This window comes from Algibacter miyuki (assembly GCF_030409805.1).
In the GTDB taxonomy this organism is placed as follows: Bacteria; Bacteroidota; Bacteroidia; order Flavobacteriales; family Flavobacteriaceae; genus Algibacter; species Algibacter miyuki.
Genome location: NZ_JAUFQP010000013.1, coordinates 1,128,854 through 1,155,043 on the forward strand (window position 1 = coordinate 1,128,854; position 26,190 = coordinate 1,155,043).

General features: G+C 33.6%; 17 protein-coding genes. 7 read left to right on the plus strand and 10 right to left on the minus strand.

Annotated elements, in window-relative coordinates; all coding sequences use genetic code 11:
- Positions 1 to 23: 23 nt before the first annotated feature.
- From QWY92_RS16755 to tsaD, 5 genes are all read right to left on the minus strand, one after another.
- Positions 24 to 533: a TrmH family RNA methyltransferase gene (locus QWY92_RS16755; protein ID WP_290273372.1), complete on the minus strand. Its 510-nt coding sequence runs from the start codon at positions 531 to 533 to the stop codon at positions 24 to 26.
- A gap of 63 nt (positions 534 to 596) precedes the next feature.
- Positions 597 to 1,244, minus strand: a complete 648-nt coding sequence (locus QWY92_RS16760; RefSeq protein WP_290273376.1) for a DUF4159 domain-containing protein — start codon at positions 1,242 to 1,244, stop codon at positions 597 to 599.
- Between the two features lie 9 nt (positions 1,245 to 1,253).
- Positions 1,254 to 1,961 (minus strand): 16S rRNA (uracil(1498)-N(3))-methyltransferase, encoded by a 708-nt coding sequence (locus tag QWY92_RS16765; RefSeq protein WP_290273379.1) that lies wholly within the window; start codon positions 1,959 to 1,961, stop codon positions 1,254 to 1,256.
- Positions 1,961 to 2,599, minus strand: a complete 639-nt coding sequence (locus QWY92_RS16770; protein ID WP_290273383.1) for a peptidylprolyl isomerase — start codon at positions 2,597 to 2,599, stop codon at positions 1,961 to 1,963. The genes QWY92_RS16765 and QWY92_RS16770 overlap by 1 nt, the downstream gene beginning before the upstream one ends.
- A 346-nt stretch (positions 2,600 to 2,945) precedes the next feature.
- Positions 2,946 to 3,968 carry a tRNA (adenosine(37)-N6)-threonylcarbamoyltransferase complex transferase subunit TsaD gene (tsaD, locus tag QWY92_RS16775; protein WP_290273384.1) on the minus strand — a complete coding sequence of 341 codons (1,023 nt, stop codon included), beginning with the start codon at positions 3,966 to 3,968 and terminating at the stop codon, positions 2,946 to 2,948.
- A 184-nt stretch (positions 3,969 to 4,152) separates the two neighbouring features.
- Between tsaD and QWY92_RS16780 the strand changes: the two genes are divergently transcribed.
- The 5 genes from QWY92_RS16780 (at position 4,153) to QWY92_RS16800 (ending at position 12,912) form a co-directional block, all read left to right on the plus strand.
- Complete coding sequence (locus QWY92_RS16780) at positions 4,153 to 8,526, plus strand: translocation/assembly module TamB domain-containing protein (protein WP_290274136.1); 4,374 nt, start codon at positions 4,153 to 4,155, stop codon at positions 8,524 to 8,526.
- A gap of 186 nt (positions 8,527 to 8,712) precedes the next feature.
- Entirely contained in the window at positions 8,713 to 9,699 is a 987-nt protein-coding gene (pfkA, locus tag QWY92_RS16785) for a 6-phosphofructokinase (protein WP_290273387.1), read from the plus strand.
- 17 nt (positions 9,700 to 9,716) lie between these two features.
- A complete protein-coding gene (gene gap, locus QWY92_RS16790; protein ID WP_290273390.1) occupies positions 9,717 to 10,724 on the plus strand; it encodes a type I glyceraldehyde-3-phosphate dehydrogenase in 1,008 nt (335 codons plus the stop codon).
- Between the two features lie 69 nt (positions 10,725 to 10,793).
- A complete protein-coding gene (locus tag QWY92_RS16795; RefSeq protein ID WP_290273393.1) occupies positions 10,794 to 11,654 on the plus strand; it encodes a BadF/BadG/BcrA/BcrD ATPase family protein in 861 nt (286 codons plus the stop codon).
- A gap of 85 nt (positions 11,655 to 11,739) precedes the next feature.
- A complete protein-coding gene (locus QWY92_RS16800; protein ID WP_290273395.1) occupies positions 11,740 to 12,912 on the plus strand; it encodes an ATP-binding cassette domain-containing protein in 1,173 nt (390 codons plus the stop codon).
- Positions 12,913 to 12,929: 17 nt separating this feature from the next.
- Here the strand turns inward: QWY92_RS16800 and QWY92_RS16805 are convergent, their stop codons facing one another.
- Genes QWY92_RS16805 through QWY92_RS16815 form a run of 3 tightly spaced genes read right to left on the minus strand, consistent with a single transcriptional unit; the run spans position 12,930 to position 19,722 of the window.
- Positions 12,930 to 13,820, minus strand: coding sequence for a transglutaminase family protein (locus QWY92_RS16805; RefSeq protein WP_290273398.1), 891 nt, complete (start codon positions 13,818 to 13,820; stop codon positions 12,930 to 12,932).
- A complete protein-coding gene (locus QWY92_RS16810) occupies positions 13,820 to 16,378 on the minus strand; it encodes a circularly permuted type 2 ATP-grasp protein (RefSeq protein WP_290273401.1) in 2,559 nt (852 codons plus the stop codon). The genes QWY92_RS16805 and QWY92_RS16810 overlap by 1 nt, the downstream gene beginning before the upstream one ends.
- A gap of 11 nt (positions 16,379 to 16,389) precedes the next feature.
- On the minus strand, positions 16,390 to 19,722 hold the full coding sequence (locus tag QWY92_RS16815) for a transglutaminase family protein (RefSeq protein WP_290273404.1): 3,333 nt from the start codon (positions 19,720 to 19,722) through the stop codon (positions 16,390 to 16,392).
- 396 nt (positions 19,723 to 20,118) lie between these two features.
- Here QWY92_RS16815 and QWY92_RS16820 point away from each other — a divergent pair, with 396 nt between their 5' ends.
- Positions 20,119 to 21,480 (plus strand): response regulator, encoded by a 1,362-nt coding sequence (locus tag QWY92_RS16820; RefSeq protein ID WP_290273407.1) that lies wholly within the window; start codon positions 20,119 to 20,121, stop codon positions 21,478 to 21,480.
- Positions 21,481 to 21,496: 16 nt separating this feature from the next.
- On the opposite strand, the gene QWY92_RS16825 is transcribed toward QWY92_RS16820, so the two are convergent.
- Positions 21,497 to 21,877: a RidA family protein gene (locus QWY92_RS16825; protein WP_290273410.1), complete on the minus strand. Its 381-nt coding sequence runs from the start codon at positions 21,875 to 21,877 to the stop codon at positions 21,497 to 21,499.
- A gap of 249 nt (positions 21,878 to 22,126) precedes the next feature.
- The gene (locus QWY92_RS16830) at positions 22,127 to 24,880 is read right to left on the minus strand and encodes a putative LPS assembly protein LptD (RefSeq protein ID WP_290273413.1); all 2,754 of its coding nucleotides are present in this window, start codon (positions 24,878 to 24,880) and stop codon (positions 22,127 to 22,129) included.
- 159 nt (positions 24,881 to 25,039) lie between these two features.
- On the opposite strand from QWY92_RS16830, the gene QWY92_RS16835 reads away from it, so the two are divergent.
- Positions 25,040 to 26,137 carry an N-acetylmuramoyl-L-alanine amidase family protein gene (locus QWY92_RS16835; RefSeq protein WP_290273416.1) on the plus strand — a complete coding sequence of 366 codons (1,098 nt, stop codon included), beginning with the start codon at positions 25,040 to 25,042 and terminating at the stop codon, positions 26,135 to 26,137.
- Positions 26,138 to 26,190 lie beyond the last annotated feature (53 nt).

Consider the following 26,190-nt stretch of genomic DNA (forward strand, 5'->3'; position numbering starts at 1 on the left):
TTATAATATCTATTTTCTGAATTTTATTGGGAAGCAGAAATTTGTTTTGTTATTTCATATAAAGCAATATTCGTGGCTTGAACCACATTCATACTACTGTTTTGTCCGAACATATCAATATGAATAACCGCGTCGGATTGTTTTAAAATAGCGTCGGAAACACCAAAATTCTCATCACCAATAAATAAGGCGATTGGTTTTTTTGTTGAAAACTGAACATTGTGAATAGGTTCGCTAGAATCTGTAATTTCTAATGAAATAATCTGATAGTTTTTACTTTTTAAATCTTTAATAATTTCTAAAGCATCTTGATTAACTTCATAAGTTACAACTTTTTCTGTGGCTCGAGATGTCTTTGCCATTTTTCTACCAAACGAAATATTTTCACCACAAAGTATTAGTTTTTCAATACCAAAAGCATCAGAAATTCTGAATAAACTACCAATATTTGGAGCGTTGGTAACGTTATCACAAACCAAAATTATAGGAAATATACGTTTGTTGAAATTTGTAGTGTAGTGGGTGAGTTGCAATTTGAGTTATTTTTATTTAAAATGTTTATTCGGTTAAATGCTTTGTTTTTTACTTTTTGTTATTCAATTCTCAAAAGCATATTTTATAATATTAGCTCCCATTTGTAGTGCTTTTTCTCTTACATCTACTGGGTCGTTATGTATTTGTGGGTCTTCCCAACCATCTCCTAAATCACTTTCAAAGGTGAATAATAAAATGAGTCTGTCGTTATTAAATAGTCCAAAAGCTTGCGGACGTTTTCCGTCGTGTTCATGTATTTTGGGTAAACCTTTAGGGAATTTATAAGCCGAATTAAAAATAGGATGATTTACCGGAAGTTCAATAAGATCTTTATTCGGAAATACTTTTTTGAGTTCCTTTACAATATAAGGTTGCATACCGTAATTATCATCAATATGCAAAAAACCACCAGAAATTAAATAATTGCTTAGATTTTCAGCATCCGTTTCATTAAAAAATACGTTGCCATGCCCCGTCATATGTAAAAATGGATATTGAAAAATATCGGTACTGCCTACTTCTACAATTTCTGTTTTTGGGTTTATTTTAGTATCTATGTTTTTATTGCAAAAGGCAACTAAATTGGGCAATGCTGTGGGGTTACCATACCAATCGCCACCGCCTTGATATTTTAAAACGGCCACTTTCTGTGCAAAGCAAAAAAGGGTGAGCAAACATAAAATAACAGACAATTTAATTTTTATAGCCATTTTCGGACTTTAGATTTCGTTTGTAAACGCTACGGAATGGCAAGCCACAATAGCAGCTGTTTCAGTGCGTAAACGCGTTTCTCCCAAAGTTACAGGAATAAATTTATTTTGAAGCGCTTGTTCTATTTCTTTAACAGAAAAATCGCCTTCTGGGCCAATTAAAATCGTGATGTCTTGCTTTGGTTTGAGTTCTCCTTTTAACGATTTTTTATCTGTTTCTTCACAATGTGCGATAAAAAGATTACCTGAAAAGTCTTGTTTTATGAAGTCTTTAAAGGAAACAGCATTATTTAAAACTGGTAAATAACAGCTTAACGATTGTTTGGCTGCCGATTGTATAATACGTTCGAAACGTTCGGCTTTAATTACTTTACGTTCGCTATGGTCGCAAAAAATAGGCGTAATACTATCGATACCTATTTCGGTTGCTTTTTCTAGAAACCACTCGTAGCGGTCGTTCATTTTTGTTGGAGCAACCGCTAAGTGTAGATTATAATTTCTTTTAGGTTGTAATGTTTTTGAAACTATTTCGGCTGTACATTTATTAATGTTAGGTATGGAAATTTCGGCTGAAAACAACCAACCTTTACCATTTGTAATATGTAATGTATCGCCAACTTGTTTACGTAAAACCTTTACAATATGGCGGCTTTCTTCTTTTTCAAAAGAAAATTGTGTGGTGTTCTCGTTTACTGTGGAATTATAAAATAATTGCATTATGCTTTGGGTTCAACGATTTTTAAAACTTCAACTTCCGAAATGTTTTTTGGATCGTAAGTTTTCAAGACCACATAATACCAATTTTTTTCGGGAATATCAATAGTAAAAATATCATTTAATTCGTGATTACCATTAATTATTTCGTTTGCAAAAATGGGGTCTACGTCACTTTCTAAAAACCAACCTAAATCGCCACCTTTATTAGCGTTATCATCCATAGAATATTGCTTCGATAAAAAGTCGAAAGGAGCACCATGGTTAAATTTGAATATAATTTTATCTCGTAGATTGTTTAAATCTTCTAAATTATATTTTGTACCATCTAAATAGATATAAGATATTCTATTGTAAGATTTTGTATGTTTCTCTACAACTTTGTAAATCGTTTTTTCAAATTGATTTTCGTTTACTTTGGTTCCGCCAATGCGTAAACCTAAGAGTTCTTTAGCTAAACTTGTTTTGTGTTTTTCTTCGTTAAAAGTAATGAGTTTGTTTTTTGTAGAGTTTTTAGATTCTAGAAAGGCTTCGATTTGCTCAGGTGTTTCAATCGTTTCCAATTGTTTTTCTATTGATTTTTGAGCGTTTACATAACAAGAAAAGCCTATAAAGGCTAGCACTATTAATGATTTTGTCATAGGATTTGGGGGTTTGGTTTGACTTCAAATTTAAAGGTAATGTTTCTTATATGAAAGAACTTACAAAAAGTTATCAATAAATTATTGTTTAAGTATTGATTTATAGTGTTCTAGCAGCGTTTTAGGATGATGTTATTTTAGAATAAATAAAAGTCAGTGCACAGCAAATAAATAAAATTATTGATGTGAAAATAGTGATATCAAAATAGGTTATCACATACTAGTTATCATAATAGATGAACACCATACTGTCATGATTTTTTTAGAAAAAAGTACTGCTTATTGCTGCATTAATTGCTGAAATACAGAAGAAAACATATGGTTTTTGTTTATTCAACCTAAACAATTAAATTTTTAATCGGGCAGAGGCTACGACATCTTGTTCTGCAAAATCACCATCTAAATATTTTAAATAACCAACAATAGCAATCATGGCTGCATTATCTGTTGTAAACTCAAATTTAGGTACGTAGGTAGTCCATCCAAATTTTTGTTCACCATCTTTTAAAGCTTGTCTAATCCCGGAATTGGCCGATACACCACCGCCAATAGCAATATGTTTTATACCTGTTTCTTTGGTGGCTAATTTCAACTTATCTATTAAAATACCTATAATAGTAAATTGAATAGAAGCACAAATATCATTTAAATTTTCTGCTATAAAATTAGGATTGGCCTTAACTTCACGCTGAATAAAATATAGTACAGCTGTTTTAAACCCTGAAAAACTAAAGTTTAAACCAGCTACTTTTGGTTTTGTAAATTTAAAAGCTTTCGGATTTCCGAGTTTAGCGCGTTTATCAATTTCTGGGCCTGCAGGATAGCCTAAACCTAAAATTTTCCCACTTTTATCAAAAGCTTCACCTACGGCATCATCGATGGTTTCACCAATAACAGTCATTTCAAAATAAGAATCTACACGTACAATTTGTGTATGCCCTCCAGAAATAGTCATGGCCAGAAACGGAAAAGGTGGTTTTTCAAAGCCTTCTTCATCTATAAAATGTGCCAAAATATGAGCTTGCATATGGTTTACATCAATTAGCGGAATGTTTAAACCATAGGCTAGAGATTTCGCAAACGATGTGCCAACCAATAAACTTCCCATAAGCCCAGGGCCACGTGTAAAGGCCACTGCGTGCAGTTGTTCTTTATTAATATTGGCTTTTTTTAGCGCTTGACTTACGACCGGAACAATGTTTTGTTGGTGGGCGCGCGAAGCTAATTCTGGCACTACACCACCAAATTCTTCATGTATTTTTTGGGTAGCAACAACATTGCTTAAAATTTTTCCGTTATGTATCACGGAAGCCGCAGTATCATCGCAGGACGACTCAATTCCGAGGATATAAATATTTTGTTCCTTCATTAGTGAATTTTAGGCACAATAATTGTTAATTTTGAATCCGAATAAACTTCTCAACAGATTCTTTAAATATGGAATTGCAAAAATAGTTTATTCTTAATAAATTTATATCGTTAAACGTATCAAAAAATTTCTAAAAATACTATCAAAGATAGCAGGTGTTTTACTGTTGTTGTTCATCATTTTGGTGTTGATACTTTCTATTCCCGCTGTACAAACCGGAGTAGGAAGGTATGTTACAAACCGGATAAATACGGATTTTAAAACCAATATAAATGTAGATCGAGTAAGCCTTCAGTTTAACGGCGATGTGGAGCTTAAAAATATTTATATTGAAGATTATAAGCAAGATACACTTATTAGTATTGTTGAATTGAATACCTCTATTTTGAGTGTTAGAAATATCATTAATGGGCAGCTTGTTTTTGGTGATATTGATATTGAAAATCTGCTTTTTAATATTGTAACTTATAAGGATACAACAGAAACTAATTTAGACGTTTTTGTGGCGCGATTTAATAGTGATAACCCGAGAACTGAAAAAAGTAAATTTTTGCTATCTTCTAGTGATGTGTCCATTAATAATAGTGTTTTTAAGCTTTTAGACGAAAATAGAACCACGACCAAAGTGCTTCATTTTGAAGATTTAAATATCAACGCCACCAATTTTTTAATTAACGGAAGCGATGTTGATGCCCGAATAAATACCCTTAATTTTAAAGATAGCCGTGGTGTTGTTGTAAAAAATATGATGACGAATTTTAGTTATACTTTAACTGAAATGACCTTTGCAAATTTGGATATTAAAACACCAAATTCGGTATTAAAAGGCGATTTGAAATTCTCTTATGATCGTGCCGATTTTAAGTATTTTACAGATAAGGTTTTGGTGTCTGCTAATTTTACAGATTCTAAGGTGCAATTAGATGAGCTGAATACGTTTTACAATGAATTTGGCGTGAACCAAACCGCCAGTTTTAGTACTGAAATTTCAGGAACATTAAACAATTTACAAGCTTCTAATTTACAATTAAATACCAATAGGAACACGCGTATTTACGGCGATATCAATTTCAAAAACCTGTTTAATAAAGACGCTGGTAATTTTTATATGACGGGTAATTATAGAAATTTATCGTCCACGTATAAAGATTTAAAAAGTTTACTACCTAATGTACTTGGCTCAGCTATTCCTTCATCTTTTGATCGTTTAGGCTATTTTACAATTACCGGAAATTCACAAGTAACATCGTCGGCTGTAATTGCAGATATTCAAATTGATACCGAGTTAGGTTTTGTAGATTCTAATCTGGAAATTAGTAAAATAAACGATATTGATAATGCAGCATATAAGGGGAATATTATTTTTACAGAATTCGATTTTGGTACTTTTTTAAATGCGCCAGATGTAGGCCGAGCATCCTTAAATTTTGATGTAGACGGTAAAGGTTTTGTAACCAAAACGGTTGATACCAAAGTAAAAGGAGATGTTTTTGAAATTGAATATAACGGCTATAAATATTCTGGAGTTAAAGTTGCAGGAAATGTAAAAAATAACATTTTTGATGGTAACTTAATTGCAAATGATGTAAACCTGAAACTTAATTTTACAGGACTTGTAGATTTTTCTGAAACGGTAAACAAATACGATTTTGAAGCTAAAGTAGATTACGCAAACCTTAATGCATTAAATTTCGTGAAAAAAGATAGTATTTCTATTTTTAGAAGTATTGTAAAAATGAATATGAATGCCAGTAATTATGATGATGCTTATGGTAAAATTTCATTTTTAAGAACAAAATACATCAACGAAAACGACACCTATTTCTTTGATTCTTTCGATGTTTCATCACGTTTTAGTGACGATTTGAGATATATAGAAATTAATTCGCCCGATATTATAGAAGGCGATTTAAAAGGACAATTTAAGTTTGAAGAACTTAAAAAATTGTTCGAAAACTCTATTGGGCATATTTACACCAATTACATTCCGCATAAAGTAGCAGCTAACCAAAGTATCGATTTTAATTTTACTATTTATAATAAGATAATCGAGGTTATTTATCCAGAGTTAGAATTGGCAAAAAACACCTTTATACGTGGAAAAGTAGAAAGTGATGAAAAGCAGTTTAAACTCACTTTTAAATCGCCTAAAATTAAGTTATTAGATTATTTTGCGAATAACATTGAGTTGCAAGTAGATAACAGTAATCCAGTTTTTAATACCTATGTTGAAGTGGATAGTTTGAACACTAAATATTACAATGTGTCTAACTTCAACTTAATTAACGTGACCGTGAATGATACCTTGTTTATGCGTTCTGAATTTACAGGAGGAAAGCGTAATCAAGATAAATTTAACCTTAGTTTTTATCATACCATAAATGAATCGGCCGAATCGGTAATTGGTTTTAAACAATCAGATATTACCATAAAAAATAATACTTGGAATATTAATGAATTGCAAGATCAGTTTCATAAAATATCTTTCGATAAAGCATTAACAAAATTTAATATTGATAAGTTTAGAATTAATCATAATAATGAAGAAATTCGGCTTTCAGGTTTCTTAAGAGATTCCACAGAAAAAGATATTAAACTTAATTTTACAAATGTCGATTTAGCTAAAATTACACCCGATATTGATAGTTTGTCTTTCTCTGGGAATGTCAACGGAAAGCTGGATGTATTACAGCAAAATGGAAACTATTTGCCAAATTCGAGTATTGTAATAGACAATTTTAAAGTGAACGATTTTCTATTAGGTTCTTTTGATGCCAATATTAGTGGAGACGAATCGCTAACAAATTATATGGTTGATGCCACTATTAGTACAGATGAAACAAACTCGTTTAAAGCAAATGGAGAAATTTATGTGGCCGGAAAACAATCTAAAATTGATGTGGCTTTACTATTTAATGGTTTCGATTTATACCCTTTAAATCCGTTGTTGCAAGGTGTTTTAAGTGATATTCGAGGTCAGGCTTCTGGTAAGGTTAATGTAACAGGTAATTTAAACCGCCCAAGTATTAATGGTGAATTATCATTACAAAAAGCAGGATTGGGCATTCCGTTTTTAAATGTAGATTATGCCTTTGCTGATAAATCTTCGGTAACATTAAAGGACCAAAGTTTTATCTTCAATAAAATAAAAATAACCGATACTAAGTTTCAAACCAAGGGGCAACTGGATGGTAATTTAAATCATGTTAACTTTTCTAAATGGGGCTTAGGACTTGATGTTTCAACTAAAAATTTATTAGTTCTAGATACCAAAGAATCAGAAGATGCGCTGTATTACGGCACCGGATTTATTGGAGGAGAAGCCAGTATTTATGGTCCAACCGATGAATTGAGAATTAATGTTATAGGCGAAACAAAAGCGGGTACGGTATTTAAAATTCCGTTGAACGATGCAGAATCGTTTGGCGATAATTCATTCATTCATTTTATAACAAAAGAAGAAAAGGAAGCTCGAAATAGTGGAACAGAACTCGTTTTTGATGAAATAAAAGGGATTGAACTCGATTTCGATTTGGATGTTACGGAAGATGCCGAAGTTGAAATTATAATAGATAAAAACACGGGTCACTCTTTAAGAGGAAAAGGACGTGGCGGATTATTAGTAGAAATTAATACGAATGGTAAATTTGATATGTGGGGCGATTTTGCTGTTTTTGAAGGTGTTTACAATTTTGCGTACGGAGGTTTTATTCAAAAACAATTTATAGTACAACCAGGTGGTACATTGGCCTGGGAGGGCGACCCACTTGATGCAGCTATAAATATGAATGCCATATATAAAACCCAAGCCAATCCATCCCCTTTATTAGATGTTCCTATTAATAGAAGTATCCCTGTAGAACTAAATATTGCTTTAACAGGTAATTTAGAACAGCCTAACCCAGAGTTTACTTTTGATTTTCCTAACGTAAATTCAACTATAAAATCGGAGCTAAATTATCGCTTAGAATCAGATTCTGATAGGCAAGATCAAGCTTTGTATTTAATTTCTACCGGCTCTTTTTCTGGAGGGCTAGACGAACTTAATTTTTCAGGAACCATTGCCGAACGTTTGAATGGTATTATAAATAGTGTGTTTTCTAATGGAGATGGTAAACTTAATTTAGGTTTAAATTATGAAGCGGGACAAAACACGCCAGATTATCAAACGGAAGATCGTGTAGGTTTAACCTTGCAAACCCAAATTAGCGACCGTATTCTTTTTAATGGTAAAGTAGGGGTGCCTGTGGGTGGCGCAACCGATACTGTAGTTGCTGGCGATGCTGAAATTTCATTCCTATTAAATGCCGACGGGACACTTACCGCCAAAGTTTTCAATAGAGAAAATAGTATTCGAAATTTTGGAGAAGATATTGGTTATACTCAAGGAGTTGGTTTATCTTACAATGTCGATTTTGATACATTTAAAGAATTACTTCGGAAAATATTCAAAAATAATTCTGATGATGAAAATCCGGTGTTAGAAGAACCAGAAAAAGAAACAGAAAATGTATTACCAGATTTTATTTCGGTGAAAACTGCTCCTGAAAAAGAATGATTATTTAATATTCATCAGAATATTAAGTTAAAATTCATTTTAATGTATTTTTTTTGAGCTAAAAGTGCATATTAATTATTTTATTTTACTAAAACGTTATAGTATCAAACATCGAATAAAACAGGTCATTTGCTATGTTTATATACTATTTCTTTAGTAAATTTACGTTTTAATTTAAAGAAATCGATGCCCACAAAAATAAAAAAAATAGGTGTTTTTACTTCCGGAGGAGATGCTCCAGGTATGAATGCTGCCATTCGTTCAGTGGTTAGAGCCTGTGCTTACCACGGAATTGAATGTTTAGGAATATATAGAGGCTACGAAGGTTTAATGGAAGGCGATTTCGTTCCCATGGATGCCCGTAGCGTGAAAGGAATTATTAATAAGGGAGGAACGATTTTAAAATCGGCTCGATCTAAAGAATTCAGAACAAAAGAAGGACGCCAAAAAGCGTTTGATAATTTAAACGAAGCCGGTATTGATGCTTTAGTTGCCATTGGTGGTGACGGTACATTTACTGGAGCTTTAATATTTAACGAAGAGTTTGGTTTTCCTGTAATTGGAATTCCTGGTACAATTGATAACGATATCGTTGGAACGTCTCATACTTTAGGGTTTGATACAGCTCAAAACACCGTAGTTGAAGCGATAGATAAAATTCGTGATACAGCAAGTTCTCATAACCGATTATTTTTTATTGAAGTTATGGGGCGAGATGTAGGACATATTGCTCTAAATACTGGAATTGCTGGTGGTGCCGAAGAAATTTTAATCCCTGAAGAAGATTTAGGATTAGAACGTTTGGTAGAATCTTTAAAAAGAAGTAGAAAATCTGGTAAATCTTCAAGTATTGTAGTCGTTGCTGAAGGTGATAAAATAGGAAAAAATATTTTTGAACTTAAGGATTACGTTGATGAAAATATGGAAGGTTATGATGTGCGAGTATCTGTACTTGGGCATATGCAACGTGGTGGTTCACCATCATGTTTCGACCGTGTTTTAGCAAGTAGAATGGGGGTAAAAGCCGTAGATTCTTTACTAGAAGGTAAATCGAATTATATGGTAGGCTTAATTAATAATAAAATGGAGCTTACACCTTTAGATAATGCCATTAAAGGAAAAACAAAAATAAACTTAGAATTATTGCGTGTCTCAGATATCATGAGCACTTAACATTTATACACAAGAATATGTCAAAATTAAAAATTGGAATTAACGGATTTGGTAGAATAGGTAGAATTGCTTTTAGAGTAGCAGCTTCTAGATCTAATGATATTGAAGTAGTAGGAATTAATGATTTATTAGATGTAGATCATTTAGCTTACTTATTAAAGTTCGATTCTGTTCACGGACAGTTTGATGGAACTATCGAAACTAAAGATGGTAACTTAATAGTAAACGGAAATACAATTAGAGTTACTGCAGAACGTAACCCTGAAGATTTAAAATGGGATGCTATTGGAGCAGAAGTTGTTTTAGATTGTACTGGTATCTTCACAACTTTAGAAGGTGCACAAAAACACATTACTGCTGGAGCTAAGAAGGTTGCAATTTCTGCACCATCTGCCGATGCACCAATGTTTGTTATGGGTGTAAACCATAAAGAAATTACTGCTGCAAATACTATCGTATCTAACGCATCTTGTACAACTAACTGTTTAGCGCCATTAGCTAAAGTAATTAACGATAAATTCGGAATTGCTGAAGGTTTAATGACAACTGTTCACGCTGCAACTGCTACACAATCTACTGTTGATGGTGTATCTAGAAAAGATTACCGTTTAGGTCGTGCTTCTTTAAACAACATCGTACCTGCTTCAACTGGAGCGGCTAAAGCTGTTGGAAAAGTAATTCCTGAATTAAACGGAAAATTAACTGGTATGGCTTTTAGAATCCCTACTGTTGATGTATCTGTAGTAGATTTAACTTGTCGTTTAGAGCGTCCAGCTCCATGGGCTGAAATTAAAGCGGCTTTAAAAGAAGCTTCTGAAGGTGAATTAGCTGGTATCTTAGGTTATACTGAAGAAGGTGTAGTATCTCAAGATTTCGTATCTGAACCAAAAACAAGTACGTTTGATGCAAACGCAAGTATGGCATTAAATGACGGGTTTGTAAAATTAGTTTCTTGGTATGATAACGAGTTTGGTTATTCAACTAAATTAATTGATTTAGCTCAATATATTGGTGCTGTAAAATAAATTATCTATATATTTCCACAGTATTATTTATTTTGAATAATGCTGTGGATTTTTTAATTCTAAGAACTTATGATTTTAATTGTAGATAGTGGTTCTACAAAGTCAGATTGGCTTGCAGTAGATAAAGATGGCAATAGATTAATGGATAAAATCCGAACAAAAGGATTAAATCCCGCCATTTTAAGCGAGAAAAAGCTTAAAAAATTAATTAAAAAAAGTAAAGAATTAAAGTCTAATGCAGAAAACGTAACACACGTCTTTTTTTACGGAGCCGGTTGTGGTACCGATAATGCCAGAGATTTGTTAAGTGCCGTTTTACAAGAAATTTTTTCTAATGCGCATGTTGAAGTTAATGAAGATACTTTGGCTGCCGTATACGCTACTATAGACACGCCGGATCAAGCTGCCGTAGTTTGTATTATGGGTACAGGGTCTAACTGTAGTTATTTTGATGGTGAAAAATTACATCAACGTGTTAAATCGCTTGGTTATACCTTAATGGACGATGCTTCGGGTAACTATTATGGTAAGCAATTAATTAGAGATTATTACTATAATCACATGCCAGAAAATGTTAGAATAGCCTTTGGAGCTAAGTTTAACATGGAGGCCGATTTTATTAAATACAACCTATACAAACAACCTAGTCCTAATGCTTATTTAGCAAATTTTGCTGAATTTATGTTTTTACATAAAGATTCAGAATACACCATAAATCTTATTAAGGAAGGTATTCGTCTTTTAGCAAAAAACATGATTATGCAGTATAAAGAAGAGTTAAAAACAGTTCCTGTACATTTTGCTGGATCTATCGCCTTTTTTGCACAAAAAGAAATTAAAGAAGTTGGTGAAGAAATGGGCTTTAAAGTGGGGAATTTCGAGCGCAGACCTATTGATGGTTTAGTGCCTTTCCACACCAATAATTTATAAAAAAATAATAAAAGTAGAGTTGCAAAAGCATTTAGCAATTTATATATCTAATAGATCGGATAAGGAAAGCCTTATCCAATCTATTATGTCAGGTAATCTTATACCTGATTTCTCCAATTTAAAGGGCGCCCTTTTTTCAGAAATTATATTAAATAAATTTATAGAAGAAGAAACACGTCATGGACAATTTGATGTCGTTACTGAAACTAAAAACAGTTTATTGCATTCTTCGGAAGGCGAACGAAAAAAAGCCCTTTTAAATCATATTATAGCTCAGAAACCAGATTATTTGGTAATTGATAATGTTTTTGGAAATCTTGATGTTTTAACACAAGCTCATATTGAAAAAGAGATTACCCAATTAAGTGAGAACACGCGTATTATTCAAATAGCAAACAGGCAAAGAGATTTTTTATCTTTTATAACCGAAATATGGGTGTTTAAGGAAGGTCAATTAGAACCTTTCAAAGAAACCGAAAATAGTAATAGTCTCAATACTTCAGAAGGAGTTCAGTTTGTCGACACTTTACCAAAAGTTGAGCATTCTGCAGGTGAAGAAGAACAATCTTTAGTGAAATTTAATAATGTATCTATTAACTATCGCGAACGTCCTATTTTAAATTCCATTTCATGGGAAATTAAGTCTGGAGAGTTTTGGCAGCTAATCGGTCCTAACGGATCAGGGAAAAGCACAATGTTAAGCATGATTTTTGGCGATAACCCAAAAGCCTACGGACAAGATATTATTTTGTTTGGCGTTAAAAAGGGGAGTGGAGAGAGCATTTGGGATATTAAACAAAAAATTGGTTATTTTTCTTCGGAAATGCTACGCGGTTTTACCCGCAGAGATGCTATTGGAAACATGATTGTTTCAGGTTTTTTTGATACTGTTGGTTTGTATAAAACGCCAACAAATGCTCAAATAAAAATAGCGCAACACTGGTTACGTGTTTTAAATATGTTCGATATTAGAAAGCAATGTTTTTTATCGCTTTCTCGTGGTCATCAACGTTTAGTGCTTATTGCGCGTGCTATGGTAAAAAATCCGCCGCTGCTTATTTTAGACGAACCAACAAACGGTCTCGATGATAACGATGCTGCTTTATTTTGCGAATTAATTAATAAAATAGCAACCGAAACAAATACGGCTATTCTTTATGTGTCTCACCGAAAAGAAGGAAACCTTAAACCAGATAATGTTTTTGAGTTAACTGCTAGTGATACTGGTTCAACAGGAGCTATAAATTTCGATTTTTAGAAACTCTAATCCATGTGTTAAACAGCTGGCCTAATATCCACAGCGACCTTCATTTTATTTTCACCCGAACTATAGATAACACCTTTTAGTGGTGGTACATCATAATAATCCCGTCCGTAAGCCACAATAATATGTTGGTTTTTTGGTATTTGATTATTTGTAGGGTCAAAATCTACCCAGCCAAATTCCGGAATATATAATGAAAACCAAGCGTGAGACGCATCGGTACCTACTAGTTTTTCTTTCCCTGGAGGCGGTAAGGTTTCAATATAACCACTAACATAACGTGCGGGCAAACCAATAGATCTCAGGCAAGCAATGCCAATTTGCGCAAAATCTTGGCAAACGCCTTTTTTATTTTCCATAACCTCTTGTATAGGTGTTGCCACATTGGTTACGTTTGAGTTGAATTCAAAATCAGTAAAAATACGTTGCATCAATTCAACGGTCGCTTCAAAAATAGGACGCCCTGGTTTAAATGAAACCAAAGCATAGTCTTTAATGTTTTTCGATATTTTGGCAATTAAAATAGACTCTAATAAGAATTGTTTAACCTCTAAAATTTCAGGAGAAAGCTTGGTCATCGCTTTTCTTGCGTCTTCTAAAGTCATGGCGGTGCCAATTTTAGACTCATAAATATCAGGCGCTAAACTCACATCGCGAAGTACTTTGCTTTTAGCAATAACTTTTAATTCTTTATGATGTTGCTGTATAGAAAAACGGGTAATTGTGTTTCCGAAGAAATCTGTACGTTCTGAAATTTCTGTTGGTTTCGGACTGATTTCTAAATGATAACTTAAAATAGTTTGACCTAAAAAATCACGAGGTTTTAAGGTGGCTATATTGTGACAAAATGTAACGCCGTCGACGTATTTGTAACTTGTGGTATGTGATAATTGAAAAACCATTATTGTAGTGGGAAGTTTTGATTAACCAATTGATTTTGTTGATAAGAATGATTGAAATACGTATCGGAAATAGATAATGACGTTTGATGTAGCAACTCACTAATATCCGATAGTACGTGTTCTAGATATTCCCTAAGCGCTTCGTTATCATCTAATACAATTAGTTTTTTTGCATCTAAATTTGAAACCAAATTATTCAATTGATGAATTAAGGTATAGCAAGCCGTATTACCATTAACACCTTTAGGGACAGGTAATTTGCTGATGTCTTTTAAAATACGATTAAGCTGATAAGTCAACGAGCGACTGTATTTATCATTCAGTAAAACTAAGTTTATCACGTTCTCTACACTTAAAAAAGAGCGGTAGCTGTAACGATAAATATTCAAACTTTCATGGCTAGTTAATAACGCTTCAAGCACTTCATATTCTAAATCTTCATTGTGATGAGCAACAATTAAAGCACGGGTTTTTGCAATGGTTAAACTGGCTTGTTCGGTTTGTAAACCTATAAAATAGAGTAATAAACCTTGATCGACTAAAATACTTTCTTCAATTAAGCCCATAAAAGCGATAAGCCTAGTAATGGTATTGTCTAATAATTTTATTAGGGTTGAAATGGAGTATTCATTCTTTTTGTCATATTTATTCCATAGCTTTTTGATGCCATCGAATACGCGCCACATATCTTTAGACCATAGGTTTCTTAGCGAGTAATACGAATTGTTGAAACTAATTAATGTTTGCGCTAAGGATCCTATTCTAAAATTATCCAAAATAAGAGAATTCATTTCTTTTAATGGATTTTTAAGCACTTCTTCCTTTCCTTTCCCAACGAAACCAGGGAGCGTATGTGTGATATTGGTAATGGCTTCAAATATAATTTTTAAACTATCGGAAGGTGTATCACTTTTATCATATTGGGCATGTTGCATTTTGTTTAACGCCATCCTTAACAGACGAGAAGTTACTAAGGCACGTCCTAAATAACGTCCCGACCAAAACAGGTTTTCGGCAGTATGACTTGGTAAATCGTTAATGTCTGATACCGGTTTTTGAAAGGTATTGTCCCAACTATAATTTTGAAATTGATTTTGAGCTTTATCTGTTAAAACCCAAAAATCTTTACTAATACCGCCACGCTGATTAGATACTCTTAAGTTTTCGCGTTCGGCAGCTACACGAACTAAACCGCCCGGCATAATGCTGTAAGAATCTCGTTTTGCTATGGCGAACGTACGGCACATCACTTTGCGAGGTTCTAGTTTTCCGTCAATAAAATCGGGTGCCGTCGAGAATTGTATTTTTGCTTGAGCAACAAAACGATAGGGGTTTGCTAATATTTCTTCTTTTAATTTCTTGAGCTCTTTTTTATTTAAAAATTCACCAAAATATAAACTTTCTCTGTTGGAGCGGTCGATGCGTTTTACCACATATTTGGTTAAATTTTTTAATACATGATTGCGCTCTTTTTCTTGTCCGCACCACCAAGAGGCAATTTGCGGCAGAATTAATTCTTCATTTAAAAAATATTTAGAAATCGCATTCATAAACGGAATGAGTCCAGAGTTTTCCAAAACTCCGCTTCCAATAGGATTTACAATACTCACGTTTTGTTGACGAATAACATCCAATATACCAGCGATACCTAAATATGAATCTTCACGGAGTTCTAAAGGATCCATATAAACATCATCAACACGTCTTAAAATGACATGAACTTGCTTTAATTCTTTTAAAGATTTCATCCAAACTTTGCCATTTCTCACCACTAAATCGTTTCCTTTTACCAAAGGATAGCCTAGAAAGGTGGACATGTAAGCATGTTCAAAATAGGTTTCGTTATGCGGTCCTGGAGTTAAGATAACAATGTTTGGGTTGCTCACATTTTTAGGCGCGGCATCAATAAGCATTTGATTATAATCCTGAAAAAACGAAGTCGGTTGCTTTACATTAATGCCGCTAAATAAATTGGGTGCGGCTTTGTTTATAGCAAACCTGTTTTCGAGAGCATAACCTAAACCTGATGGGGCTTGCGTACGATCGTTTACCACCCACATGCGGCCATCTGGACCACGTGCTAAATCGGTAGCGTGAATGAGTAAATTTTTAGAGGTATTATACCGTATTTGGTCGCATTGCCTTAAAAAACCACGATGCGCAAAAATAACTTCTTGCGGCACAATGCCATTTTTAATCAGTTCGCGCTTACCATAGATGTCTTTAAGCACTAAATTGAGTAATTCGGCACGTTGTTTCAAACCTTTTTCAATGGTTTGCCATTCACTTTGGTGAATAATAAAAGGGACAATGTTTAAATCCCAAGTGCGGTTTAGGCCTTTGGGATCATTATAAACATTATAGGTAACGCCGTTTTCGTCCATCAACCAATCAATTTCTTTTTGTCGAGAAGTTAATTCGTCGGAACCGGCTTTTGTTAAATTAGATAATAAACTAACCCAATTAGGGTTAATTTTATCCTTAGATTTCAATACTTCATCATAATTTTTGTTTTTGATAAAATAATTCTGAAATAGTGTATTCGAATCTATGGTCATTTATGTTTTAATTACTTTTGTCTTAAATCTGTTGTGTTCGGAAACTCAAGGTTTGCAGGAAGTTCCTTATAATTAAATTTCTTAGAACTGCCTTTCTTTTTCACACTCGTATTCGATGATGCATCATCTGTTATAGTTTCTTTTACAGGATCGATTTCACCTTGCGTGTGTCCTGATTCCCAGAAACGATTAATACGTCTAGACTCAGCTTCGTAACTATTTACTGGATGTACATCATAAGAGCGTCCACCAGGATGCGATACAAAATATGTACAACCACCAATAGAACGTTTGTTCCAAGTATCAACAATATCGAAAACCAATGGTGCATCTACACCAATTGTTGGGTGTAGCGCGGAATATGGATCCCATGCTTTATAGCGTATTCCTGCAACAAACTCGCCTTTTACAGCGGTAGGTTTTAAGTTTACCTTTACACCGTTGCAAGTTACAACATATCTTTCTTCTGTGAAATTAGCGACTTTAATTTGTATGCGTTCCAAAGAGGAATCTACATATCGAGCTGTTCCGCCTCCAGTCATTTCTTCACCTAAAACATTCCAAGGTTCAATGGCAGCACGCAATTCTATATGAATATTGTTGATGGTTACCATGCCATGTAATGGAAATCTGAATTCGAAAAATGGATTAAACCATTCTTCTTTAAACTTATAACCAGCCTTATTAAGCGAGGTTACAATGTCTTTAATATCTTCTCTAACAAAATGTTCTATTAAGAATTTATCATGTAATTCGGTACCCCAACGCACTAATTTATGCTCGTAAGGTTTTTTCCAGAACCAAGCGACTAAAGTACGAACCAGCAAATTTTGCATTAAACTCATCTGCGGATGTGGCGGCATATCGAAAGCACGAAGCTCTAAAATACCTAAACGCCCTGTGGATGAATCGGGTGAGTATAATTTATCGATACAGAATTCGGCGCGGTGCGTATTACCTGTTAAATCGGTTAATAAATGTCTAAATAATCTATCGGTTAACCAGAAAGGAACATCGCCATCTTTTGGAATTTGACTAAAAGCAATTTCCAACTCGTAAAGGTTTTCCATACGCGCTTCGTCAATTCTTGGAGCCTGACTTGTAGCGCCAACAAACGAACCTGAAAATAAATAAGATAAGCCTGGGTGATGTTGCCAAAACGTAAGTAAACTTCGTAATAAACTTGGTTTACGTAACAGCGGGCTATCAGCTGGAGATATACCGCCAAGTGTTACGTGATTTCCGCCACCTGTACCTGTATGTTTACCATCAAGCATAAATTTTTCGGTGCCTAAACGCGATTGTTTTGCTTCTTCATATAAAGCAAATGTGTTTTTAGTAAGCTCGTCCCAATTTTTTGCTGGGTGTACGTTAATTTCAATAACACCAGGGTCGGGCGTGATTTTTAAAGATTCTAATCGATTATCTTTTGGAGCTGCATAACCTTCTAAAATCACAGGGATGTTTAGTGTTTTTGCGGTTGCTTCAATAGATGACAATAAATCTAAATAATATTCAGCACAGTCTAATGGCGGTAAAAATAAGTAGAGTTTTTGGTCTCTAACTTCTGCGCAAAGGGCTGTTCTTATAAAATAATCTGTTTTCGGTTTTTCTAATTCACCGTTAACAAAGGATACATATCTATTGGTTGCTATCTTTTTATAACTTGGAAATCTGCCACGTTTTGTGAATTGATCCGGTTCAAACTTTGGAAATTCTTCGTGTTCTGGTTTCTCAACAAGCGATGATAGTGGTAAACGCAAACCTACTGGAGAATTTCCAGGCGTTAAAAATAAATGGTTACGTCTAAATTGCCAAAAGCAAGTGTACCATTTACCGAAACTATTATTTAGTGGCAGTAAATGCCCAACCACTTTGTTGGTACCTTGTTCTAATATTTCGCCTAATTTCTTTTGAATAAGCGAGCCATCTTTATCGGTTCTAGGATCAATGTCTACCGGTAAATTACCTTCTTCCCAAAGAAAATAAAAGGCATCTTCAAAGGCCGGCATAATGGTTTCATCTGTAATACCAAGGTATTTGGTAAGGGTGTCTAAAAATAATTTATCAGCATTTTCTGGAACAATTTTATTGTCTGCAAAGGTTGAAAGGAGTTTTTCATTATGCCAAATAACACGTCCATCTTTACGCCAACATAACTCAGTTCCCCAACGTGGTAAAGGTTCTCCAGGATACCATTTGCCTTGTGCACGGTGTAAAAAACCGCCTTTTGCAAATCTATTAAATAAGCGTTTAGTTAAATTATCGGCTAGTTCTCTTTTGTGTGGACCATCAGCATCAGTATTCCATTCTGGAGATTCCATGTCGTCGATAGATACAAAAGTAGGTTCGCCACCCATGGTTAAACGTACGTCGCCTTTTTCAAGTTCATTTTCAACTTTAAAGCCTAGTTTATAGATGTCGTTCCATTGTTTTTCAGTGTATGGTTTTGTTACACGAGGCGATTCAAAAATTCGTTTTACAGAGTTTTCAAATTCAAATTCTGTTTCACAAAAGTCGGTCATTCCTGAAACAGGTGCTGCACTTTCAAACGATGGTGTGCAGGCTAATGGGATATGGCCTTCTCCAGCTAATAATCCAGAGGTGGCATCGAAACCAATCCATCCAGCGCCAGGTAAATAAACTTCAGCCCAAGCGTGTAAATCGGTGAAATCTTCCTCAGGTCCAGAAGGGCCATCAAGCGATTTTTCATCCGATTTTAATTGTACAATATAACCAGAAACAAAACGAGCTCCAAAGCCTAAATGCCTTAAAGTTTGCACAAACAACCAAGCATAATCACGGCATGAGCCATTTCTTTGGGTTAGTGTTTCTTCACAAGTTTGCACGCCAGGATCTAACCTGATGTTATAACTTAAGTACTCGTAAACTTTACGGTTGATATCAATTAAAAAATAGATGGTTTTTCGAGGAGAATAATCAATTGTTTTAATAAACTCCTTTATTAGCGGACCATTATCAGTAATTTCTAAATAGGGTAGAAGTTCTTTTTTAACGGTTTCATTATATTCAAACGGGTATTCTTCCGCAGATTCTTCAACAAAAAAGTCGAATGGATTTATAGTTTTTAAGTCGGCTATTATTTCCACTTCCACCGATAATTCTGTGGTTTTTTCAGGGAAAATTAATCGAGCTATATAGTTACCAAAGGGATCCTGTTGCCAGTTAAAAAACTGATTTTCTGGTTTTATTTTTATAGAATAAGCCTCAATAGGTGTTCTGCTGTGTGGTGCAGGCCGTAATCTAAATATATGTGGAGATAGGTTTATTGCTCTATCATATTTATACTTTGTTTTGTGTGAGATTACAATTTTTAACGCCATAAATTGGTGGTTTTATTGAATGGATTTGAAAGTAAAAAGATTCATATAAATGTACATTAATTTTCTTGGTAATGTTAAGGTTTTATGTAAAATTGAAATAATTAGTAAAACTATTAAAACATTGAAAATTATGATGAATTAAAATGAAGATATATTGAATTTAATGATTATTTATGATAATATCGATAAAATGTATAATTTATTAAGTCGGTTTATTCTGTTTACTAGATTGAAAACCTTAAAATGATTATATAATATAAGCAATAAAAATTTTTTTACATAAAATTGGATATAAATAAGCTTTACTATTTATTTATATTGGTATTTAATCTTACATTAGTTAGCTTAAAAGGTCCATAAATGAAATTTTTTCCAAAATCTCTTCAATATATAAAAATGAAAAAGAAGTTGTCTTTTTTCATCTTCTTATCTATTACCGCTATTTTAATTATTGGCTATTTCTTTTTTGAACGTCAAATATATGTTGAATTGGCAGCGGTATTTCTTCTTGTGTTGGCTATTGTTCAAGTTATTGCGCTACAGTTTTTTTTAAAAAGTCTTTTGAAGGATGACGTAATAAAAGAAAATTTAAAAGGACGAGTAGCAGAGTTGAAGAAAGATTTAGAAGTTTCGGAAAACTTGGCCGAACACAAATCAATTTATTTAGCCAATATGAGCTATGAGGTTCGCACCCCTTTAAATACAGTTTTAGGAATGCTAAATATGCTAAAACAAACCAGTTTAGATAGTGATCAAGTAGCGCAGGTTGAAATTGCCGAATATTCATCGATGCATTTATTTCAGTTGGTAAAAATGGTAACGGATAATGCAGAAGTGGATTCTGGAAAAGTAAAACTGAATTTTATTGCCATTGATTTAAAGCAAGATTTATCAAGTTTATTTAAGGTTTTTGAATATCAAGCTTGGGAGAAAGGACTAGAATTTGATTTTAAATTTTTATTTGAAGAAAAGGATAAGTCATCTGTTTTTGGCGATTCGGAGCGGATTCAACAGGTATTGATTAATTTAATTAACAATGCTATAAAGTTTACTAATTCAGGAAAAATATCAATAATTATCGATCAAACCGTTGGTATAGATCATGATCAAATAGTAACGTTTTATGTAAAGGATACTGGCGTAGGTATGCGTTCGGACGAAGTAAAACGATTTCTGAATGAAAATAAAAACATGCCAGCAGCGACTATTAAAGATTATCGAGGTGGTGGTTTAGGCTTATCGATTTCGCAAAAACTTGTGAAATTGATGGGAGGAACATTGAAATTAGAAAGTAAAGAAAATGAGGGGTCAACATTTTATTTTAGTCTTCAATTGAAAAAGACCATGAATATTAAAATTGTTGAAGATACCACACCTACACTACATGCTAAATTTAATGTTTTGGTCGCGGAAGATAATAGAATGAACCAAAAAGTAATTAAGTTTTTACTTGAAAAACAAGGTGCCGATTGTACGTTTGCTAAAAATGGATTGGAAGCTTTATTACTATATAAAATTCTAGATTTCGATATGGTTTTTATGGATATTTACATGCCTGATATGGATGGTTATGAAGCAACTAAAGCTATTAGAGAAACAGCCAAATACAAACAACATAAAACGCCAATAATAGCCGTTTCGGCAAGTGCGTTTGAAGAAGATATTGAAAATGCAAAGCGCGCAGGTGCTAACGAGTTTTTAGCAAAACCAATAGAGTTAAACAAGTTAAAGGAAATGCTAACTAAATACGCGCTTTAACAATATTGTAATGCCTTTACTTTACAGCAATAACACTTATTTCTACATTTACATTTTTAGGTAATTTAGCTACTTGAACGGTTTCTCTAGCAGGTGCTGTAGCGTCGTTAAAGTAACTGCCATATACGTTGTTTATATTACTAAAATCGTCCATGTTACTGATAAAAATCGTCGATTTAATTACGTTTTCAAAAGTCATCCCAGCAGCAGATAATACCGCTTTAAGGTTATTCATAACTTGAGTCGTTTCTGTTTTAATATCGTCTAAAATCAGTTCTCCTGTTTCTGGATTAATAGCGATTTGACCAGAAGTATATAAAGTGTTTCCTGTTAATATAGCTTGATTGTATGGGCCAATAGGAGCTGGCGCATTTGGTGTTGTGATAATGGTTTTCATTTTAGAGGTGTTTTTGTTGATTATAAAATTATAAATTAGATAGGCCTAAAAATAACTAAATTATTATGATTTTTTTTAATGAAAGAATCAAGATTTTCTTTTTGAATTAAAGCTTTTGAAATTGAATTATTAATTGTATTTCAAAAAGTCGGTAAGTTTTTTAATAACGAAGGTTATAAAAAGACTATATATAAGTATAGGCCGTTTTTCGTTTTAAACTAATAAAATTACAGCTATTCAAATCAGTCATTACAACTGCGTATCTGCCGACTTACGTTTTTCGTATTTAAGATCTTGTAACATGCTCGATTTAATCCCGATAAAGAAGTTCCATGAGGTGTAAGTTCCAAAAGGCACCCAGCTAAAATTCATTCTCCAACTTAATAAATCTCGTTCGAAACGTAATTGGGTAGAGGTGAAGTCGTTATTTTTAAGGTCGTAACCAGAAGAGGCTCCAATAGACCATTTATCAGATAATTGAATATCACCAGAAAACATCAAAGAATGCGACGATATTTCGTTTTGTCTCGTAGTATTGGCATAATTTACGGCGTAAGCCAAACGTAAACTCCATGGTAATTTATAATTATAGAGGGCTGTTTTTGTTTCTTCGTCCTTTTTGTCTTCTTTCATTTGTTCATTAGAGAAGTCTTGCGACACCCCGAACATGTCATCATCACGACCACCACCACGTAAATTTTCATCACGGTTTCTATCATCGTCGTTAGAATCTTTTTTCTTGTTATTATCACTAGATAAAGACCAACTTGCCGTCATGTTAGCACTAGTTAACCTGAATAAGCTTCCGCCATTATCGATGTTGAATTTTTCAATACGGTTATTGTTATTATCTAGGGCATAAGGATCTAAAGTCGCACCAAAATTCAAACTCAATTTATTATCAAATAATTGCGTTCCACCACTCATTCTAACCGGGCTCCATTGCAGAGAATCGCCTGCGAAGTTATACGATGTAGAAAAGTTTAAGTTGTTTAATAAAACCACCTTTTTAGGTTCGGTAGCAGTACTATCTTTATCACGTACTTTGGCTTCTAAATTATTAGATAATGAAATCCCCATAGAGCTAGAAAAAGCTTGACCAGGTGTTCCAAAAATACTTTCTTCGAATCTAGTGAACGATACATCTTCGGCTGTTTCTCCATCCGCACTTACAACCTCGTAAGTATCGTAATATTTATCAAAAGCTGGATTGATATTGTAACTAATAGAAGGCCGCATAATATGCCTTATTTTTTGAATTTTAGGATCTTTTCCTTCCTTTTCAAAATCGAACATACCGTAAATTGTAGTACCTAAACTGGTACTAAAATTATAAGTTCTAAAAGAGTCGAAACCATTTACAGTTTCTGTTACAACTTCTCTAGTGCTTGTGTCAAAAGTTTTATCGATGGTTTTGAACGTCCAAACCTCGTTAAAATTTGTACTTGCACTCATACTAAAGTATTTAAATACTTTGAAGTTTGTTGTTAACGGAATGCTATGTTGAAACCCAAGTTGCGCGTCGTCAAACATTTCTTTTTTGAAGAATAAAGAATCGGTAGTTGTAATTCTATTTTCTCCACGAATATTGTACTGCAAGTTTATATTTTGAATAATACCACTTTTAGAACCTGTTTTTGGCGCAAAAGGATACATTCTACCAAGGCTACCTTGCAACGTTGGCAACGTCATATTAATAACTTGAGTTTGCGTGTTTTGCGAATGCGTTGCTGTTAAACTAATATTTGCCTGCGGTTCGCCTTGAAAGGTTTTGGAGTAAGATACCGAAGAGGATAACGTATTATTGAACCTATTCGCAAGGTTTACTTGGTTTACCGAGCTACTATAATAGTTGCTACTACCTAAGTTTACCGATGCTGAAAATCGTGAATTTGGATTGGCTTTAGCGTCTTGGCTATGCGACCAACGTAAGTTGTAAAGTGTACTTTTAGAATAATCAGAAAATCCAAGTTCACTATTAATTAAGCTTTCATATCTAAAACTTACGTTACCTCTGTATTTATAACGTTGCGCGTAGGTGTTTTCTAGTCGAAGTCCATAACTTCCATTGGTGTAATAATCTCCTAAAACAGTTAAATCTAAATGATCGCTAATGGCAAAATAATAACCACCATTTTGTAAAAAGAAACCCCGATCGTTTTGCTCACCAAAACTTGGAAGGATTATACCTGAAGTTTGTGTTTCACTTTGTGGGAAAAAACCGAAAGGTAATCCAATAGGCGTAGGTACATCATATATAAATAAGTTGGCTAAACCGGTTACAATCTTTTTTCCTGGAACAATTTTCGCTTTTCTCAGTTTTATGTAATAATCCGGATCGTCTAAATCTTCTGCCGTAGTGTATTTAGCTTCTTTAATAAAGTAAACCGAATCGTTCTCTTTTTTAGTAATATTAGCAATTACAGTACCTTCTCCTTGCTCGGTTTTTGAGTTATAGATTAATGCTTTTTTCGATTTTGAATTAAATACAATACTGTCAGGTTCTACAACACTGCTGGCTTGGGTAAATACCGGTTTTTGGCTATAAGTGCCTGTACTATCTAAAATACCTTTAGCACGTACCGTGTTTGTAGTGTAATCTACAATAATGCTTCCGGCCGTAATATTCATATCGCCATAATCAATTTTGGCTTCATTATATAAGTATAATTTATGCTTTACTTGATTAAAAGTAGTGTAATCTCTAGCACTATAAACCACCTTGTTTTCTAAAATGCCTTTTTTAGGTTTGATAGAGTCGGTAAGTGTCGAGTCTTTAACTTTTTCGTCAATTATGGGTGCGACTAGGCTGTCCGTTTTTATAGTAACGGGTTTTTCTATAGAGGGTTTGATAGAATCCCGCTTTTTTTTGATGTCTTGACCAAAGCTTAGCATGTTGATAAACATGGTAAAACTAAGTGCAAAAAGTATTTTAAAGTTGTTTGTCTGCAACGCTTTTAAGTGTATTTTTGTAAAAGTATGGCTCGGTTTTTGAAAAGCCAAAATTACATATATTTTTTTGTGAATGTTTTATATTCTAGCAAAAATTTAAAATTAAACTAAACCGAGTATTTTAATCGTTATTATTTTATTTAATGCAACTATTTTTATTTTGAATGTAGCGGTTATTATTACAATGGTTTAAAATTTTGTTGATTTATCATGAAAACGAACACCTTATTACTTTTCGTATCTTTTATATTAGTATTAACATTTTCTTCTTTTACAGAAAAGAAGAATAATAGCACCAATAAGTTTGTTGTTGTACTCGATGCAGGGCATGGCGGTAAAGACCCTGGGAATATGGGCAATGGGTACAAAGAAAAAGATATTGCACTAAAAGTGGTTTTATCTATTGGTAAAGCTTTAGAGAAGAACCCTAATATTGAAGTTGTTTACACGCGTAAATCGGATGAGTTTATAGATTTATTTGTACGTGGAAAAATAGCCAACAAGGCAAAAGCTGATTTGTTTGTGTCGGTACATTGCGATTCGCACACGTCTCAAGCATACGGAGCTGGTACGTTTGTGTTAGGTTTACACCGAAATAACACTAATTTTGAAGTAGCCAAAAAGGAAAACTCTGTAATTCTTATGGAAGATAATTACCATCAAAATTATGCGGGTTACGATCCAAATTCTCCAGAATCGGCCATTAGCATCATGATGGGCATGGAAGATTATTTAGATCAAAGTATTCAAGTGGCGAGTCTTATTCAGAAAAACTTTGTAGGGAAACTTAAACGAAAAGATCGTAGCGTTAAACAAGCCGGTTTTATTGTACTACACCAAACGGTAATGCCGAGTGTATTAGTAGAGTTGGGCTTTTTGACTAATAAAAAGGAAGGTGCTTACTTAAATTCTAAAAAAGGACAGCAGGATATGGCAACATCAATCACCGACGCTATTTTAGAGTATAAAAAATCTATAGAACAAAATGTGGCTCATGTACATTTTGAAGATGAAGTGCTCGATATTCCAAATGCGAAAGATGAAGTTTACAACGATATTACCTTTAAAATTCAAATTGCAGCAAGTTCCAAATCTCTTGAAACTAAAGCCTATAATTTTAAGGGCCTCCGAGATATTTCAAAAGAAAAAATCGGAAGTTTATATAAGTATTATTACGGCGCAACATCCAACTATACACGTGTAAAACAACTGGAGGCCGAAGCTCAAAATAAAGGGTATAAATCCAGTTATATTGTGGCTTTTAAAAACGGAAAAAAGATAAGCCTTTCCGAAGCTTTAAAAAGGTAATTAAAAAATAAGGAGTATTCTTTTAAATTTAACTTAAATTTGTATTCCTAAAT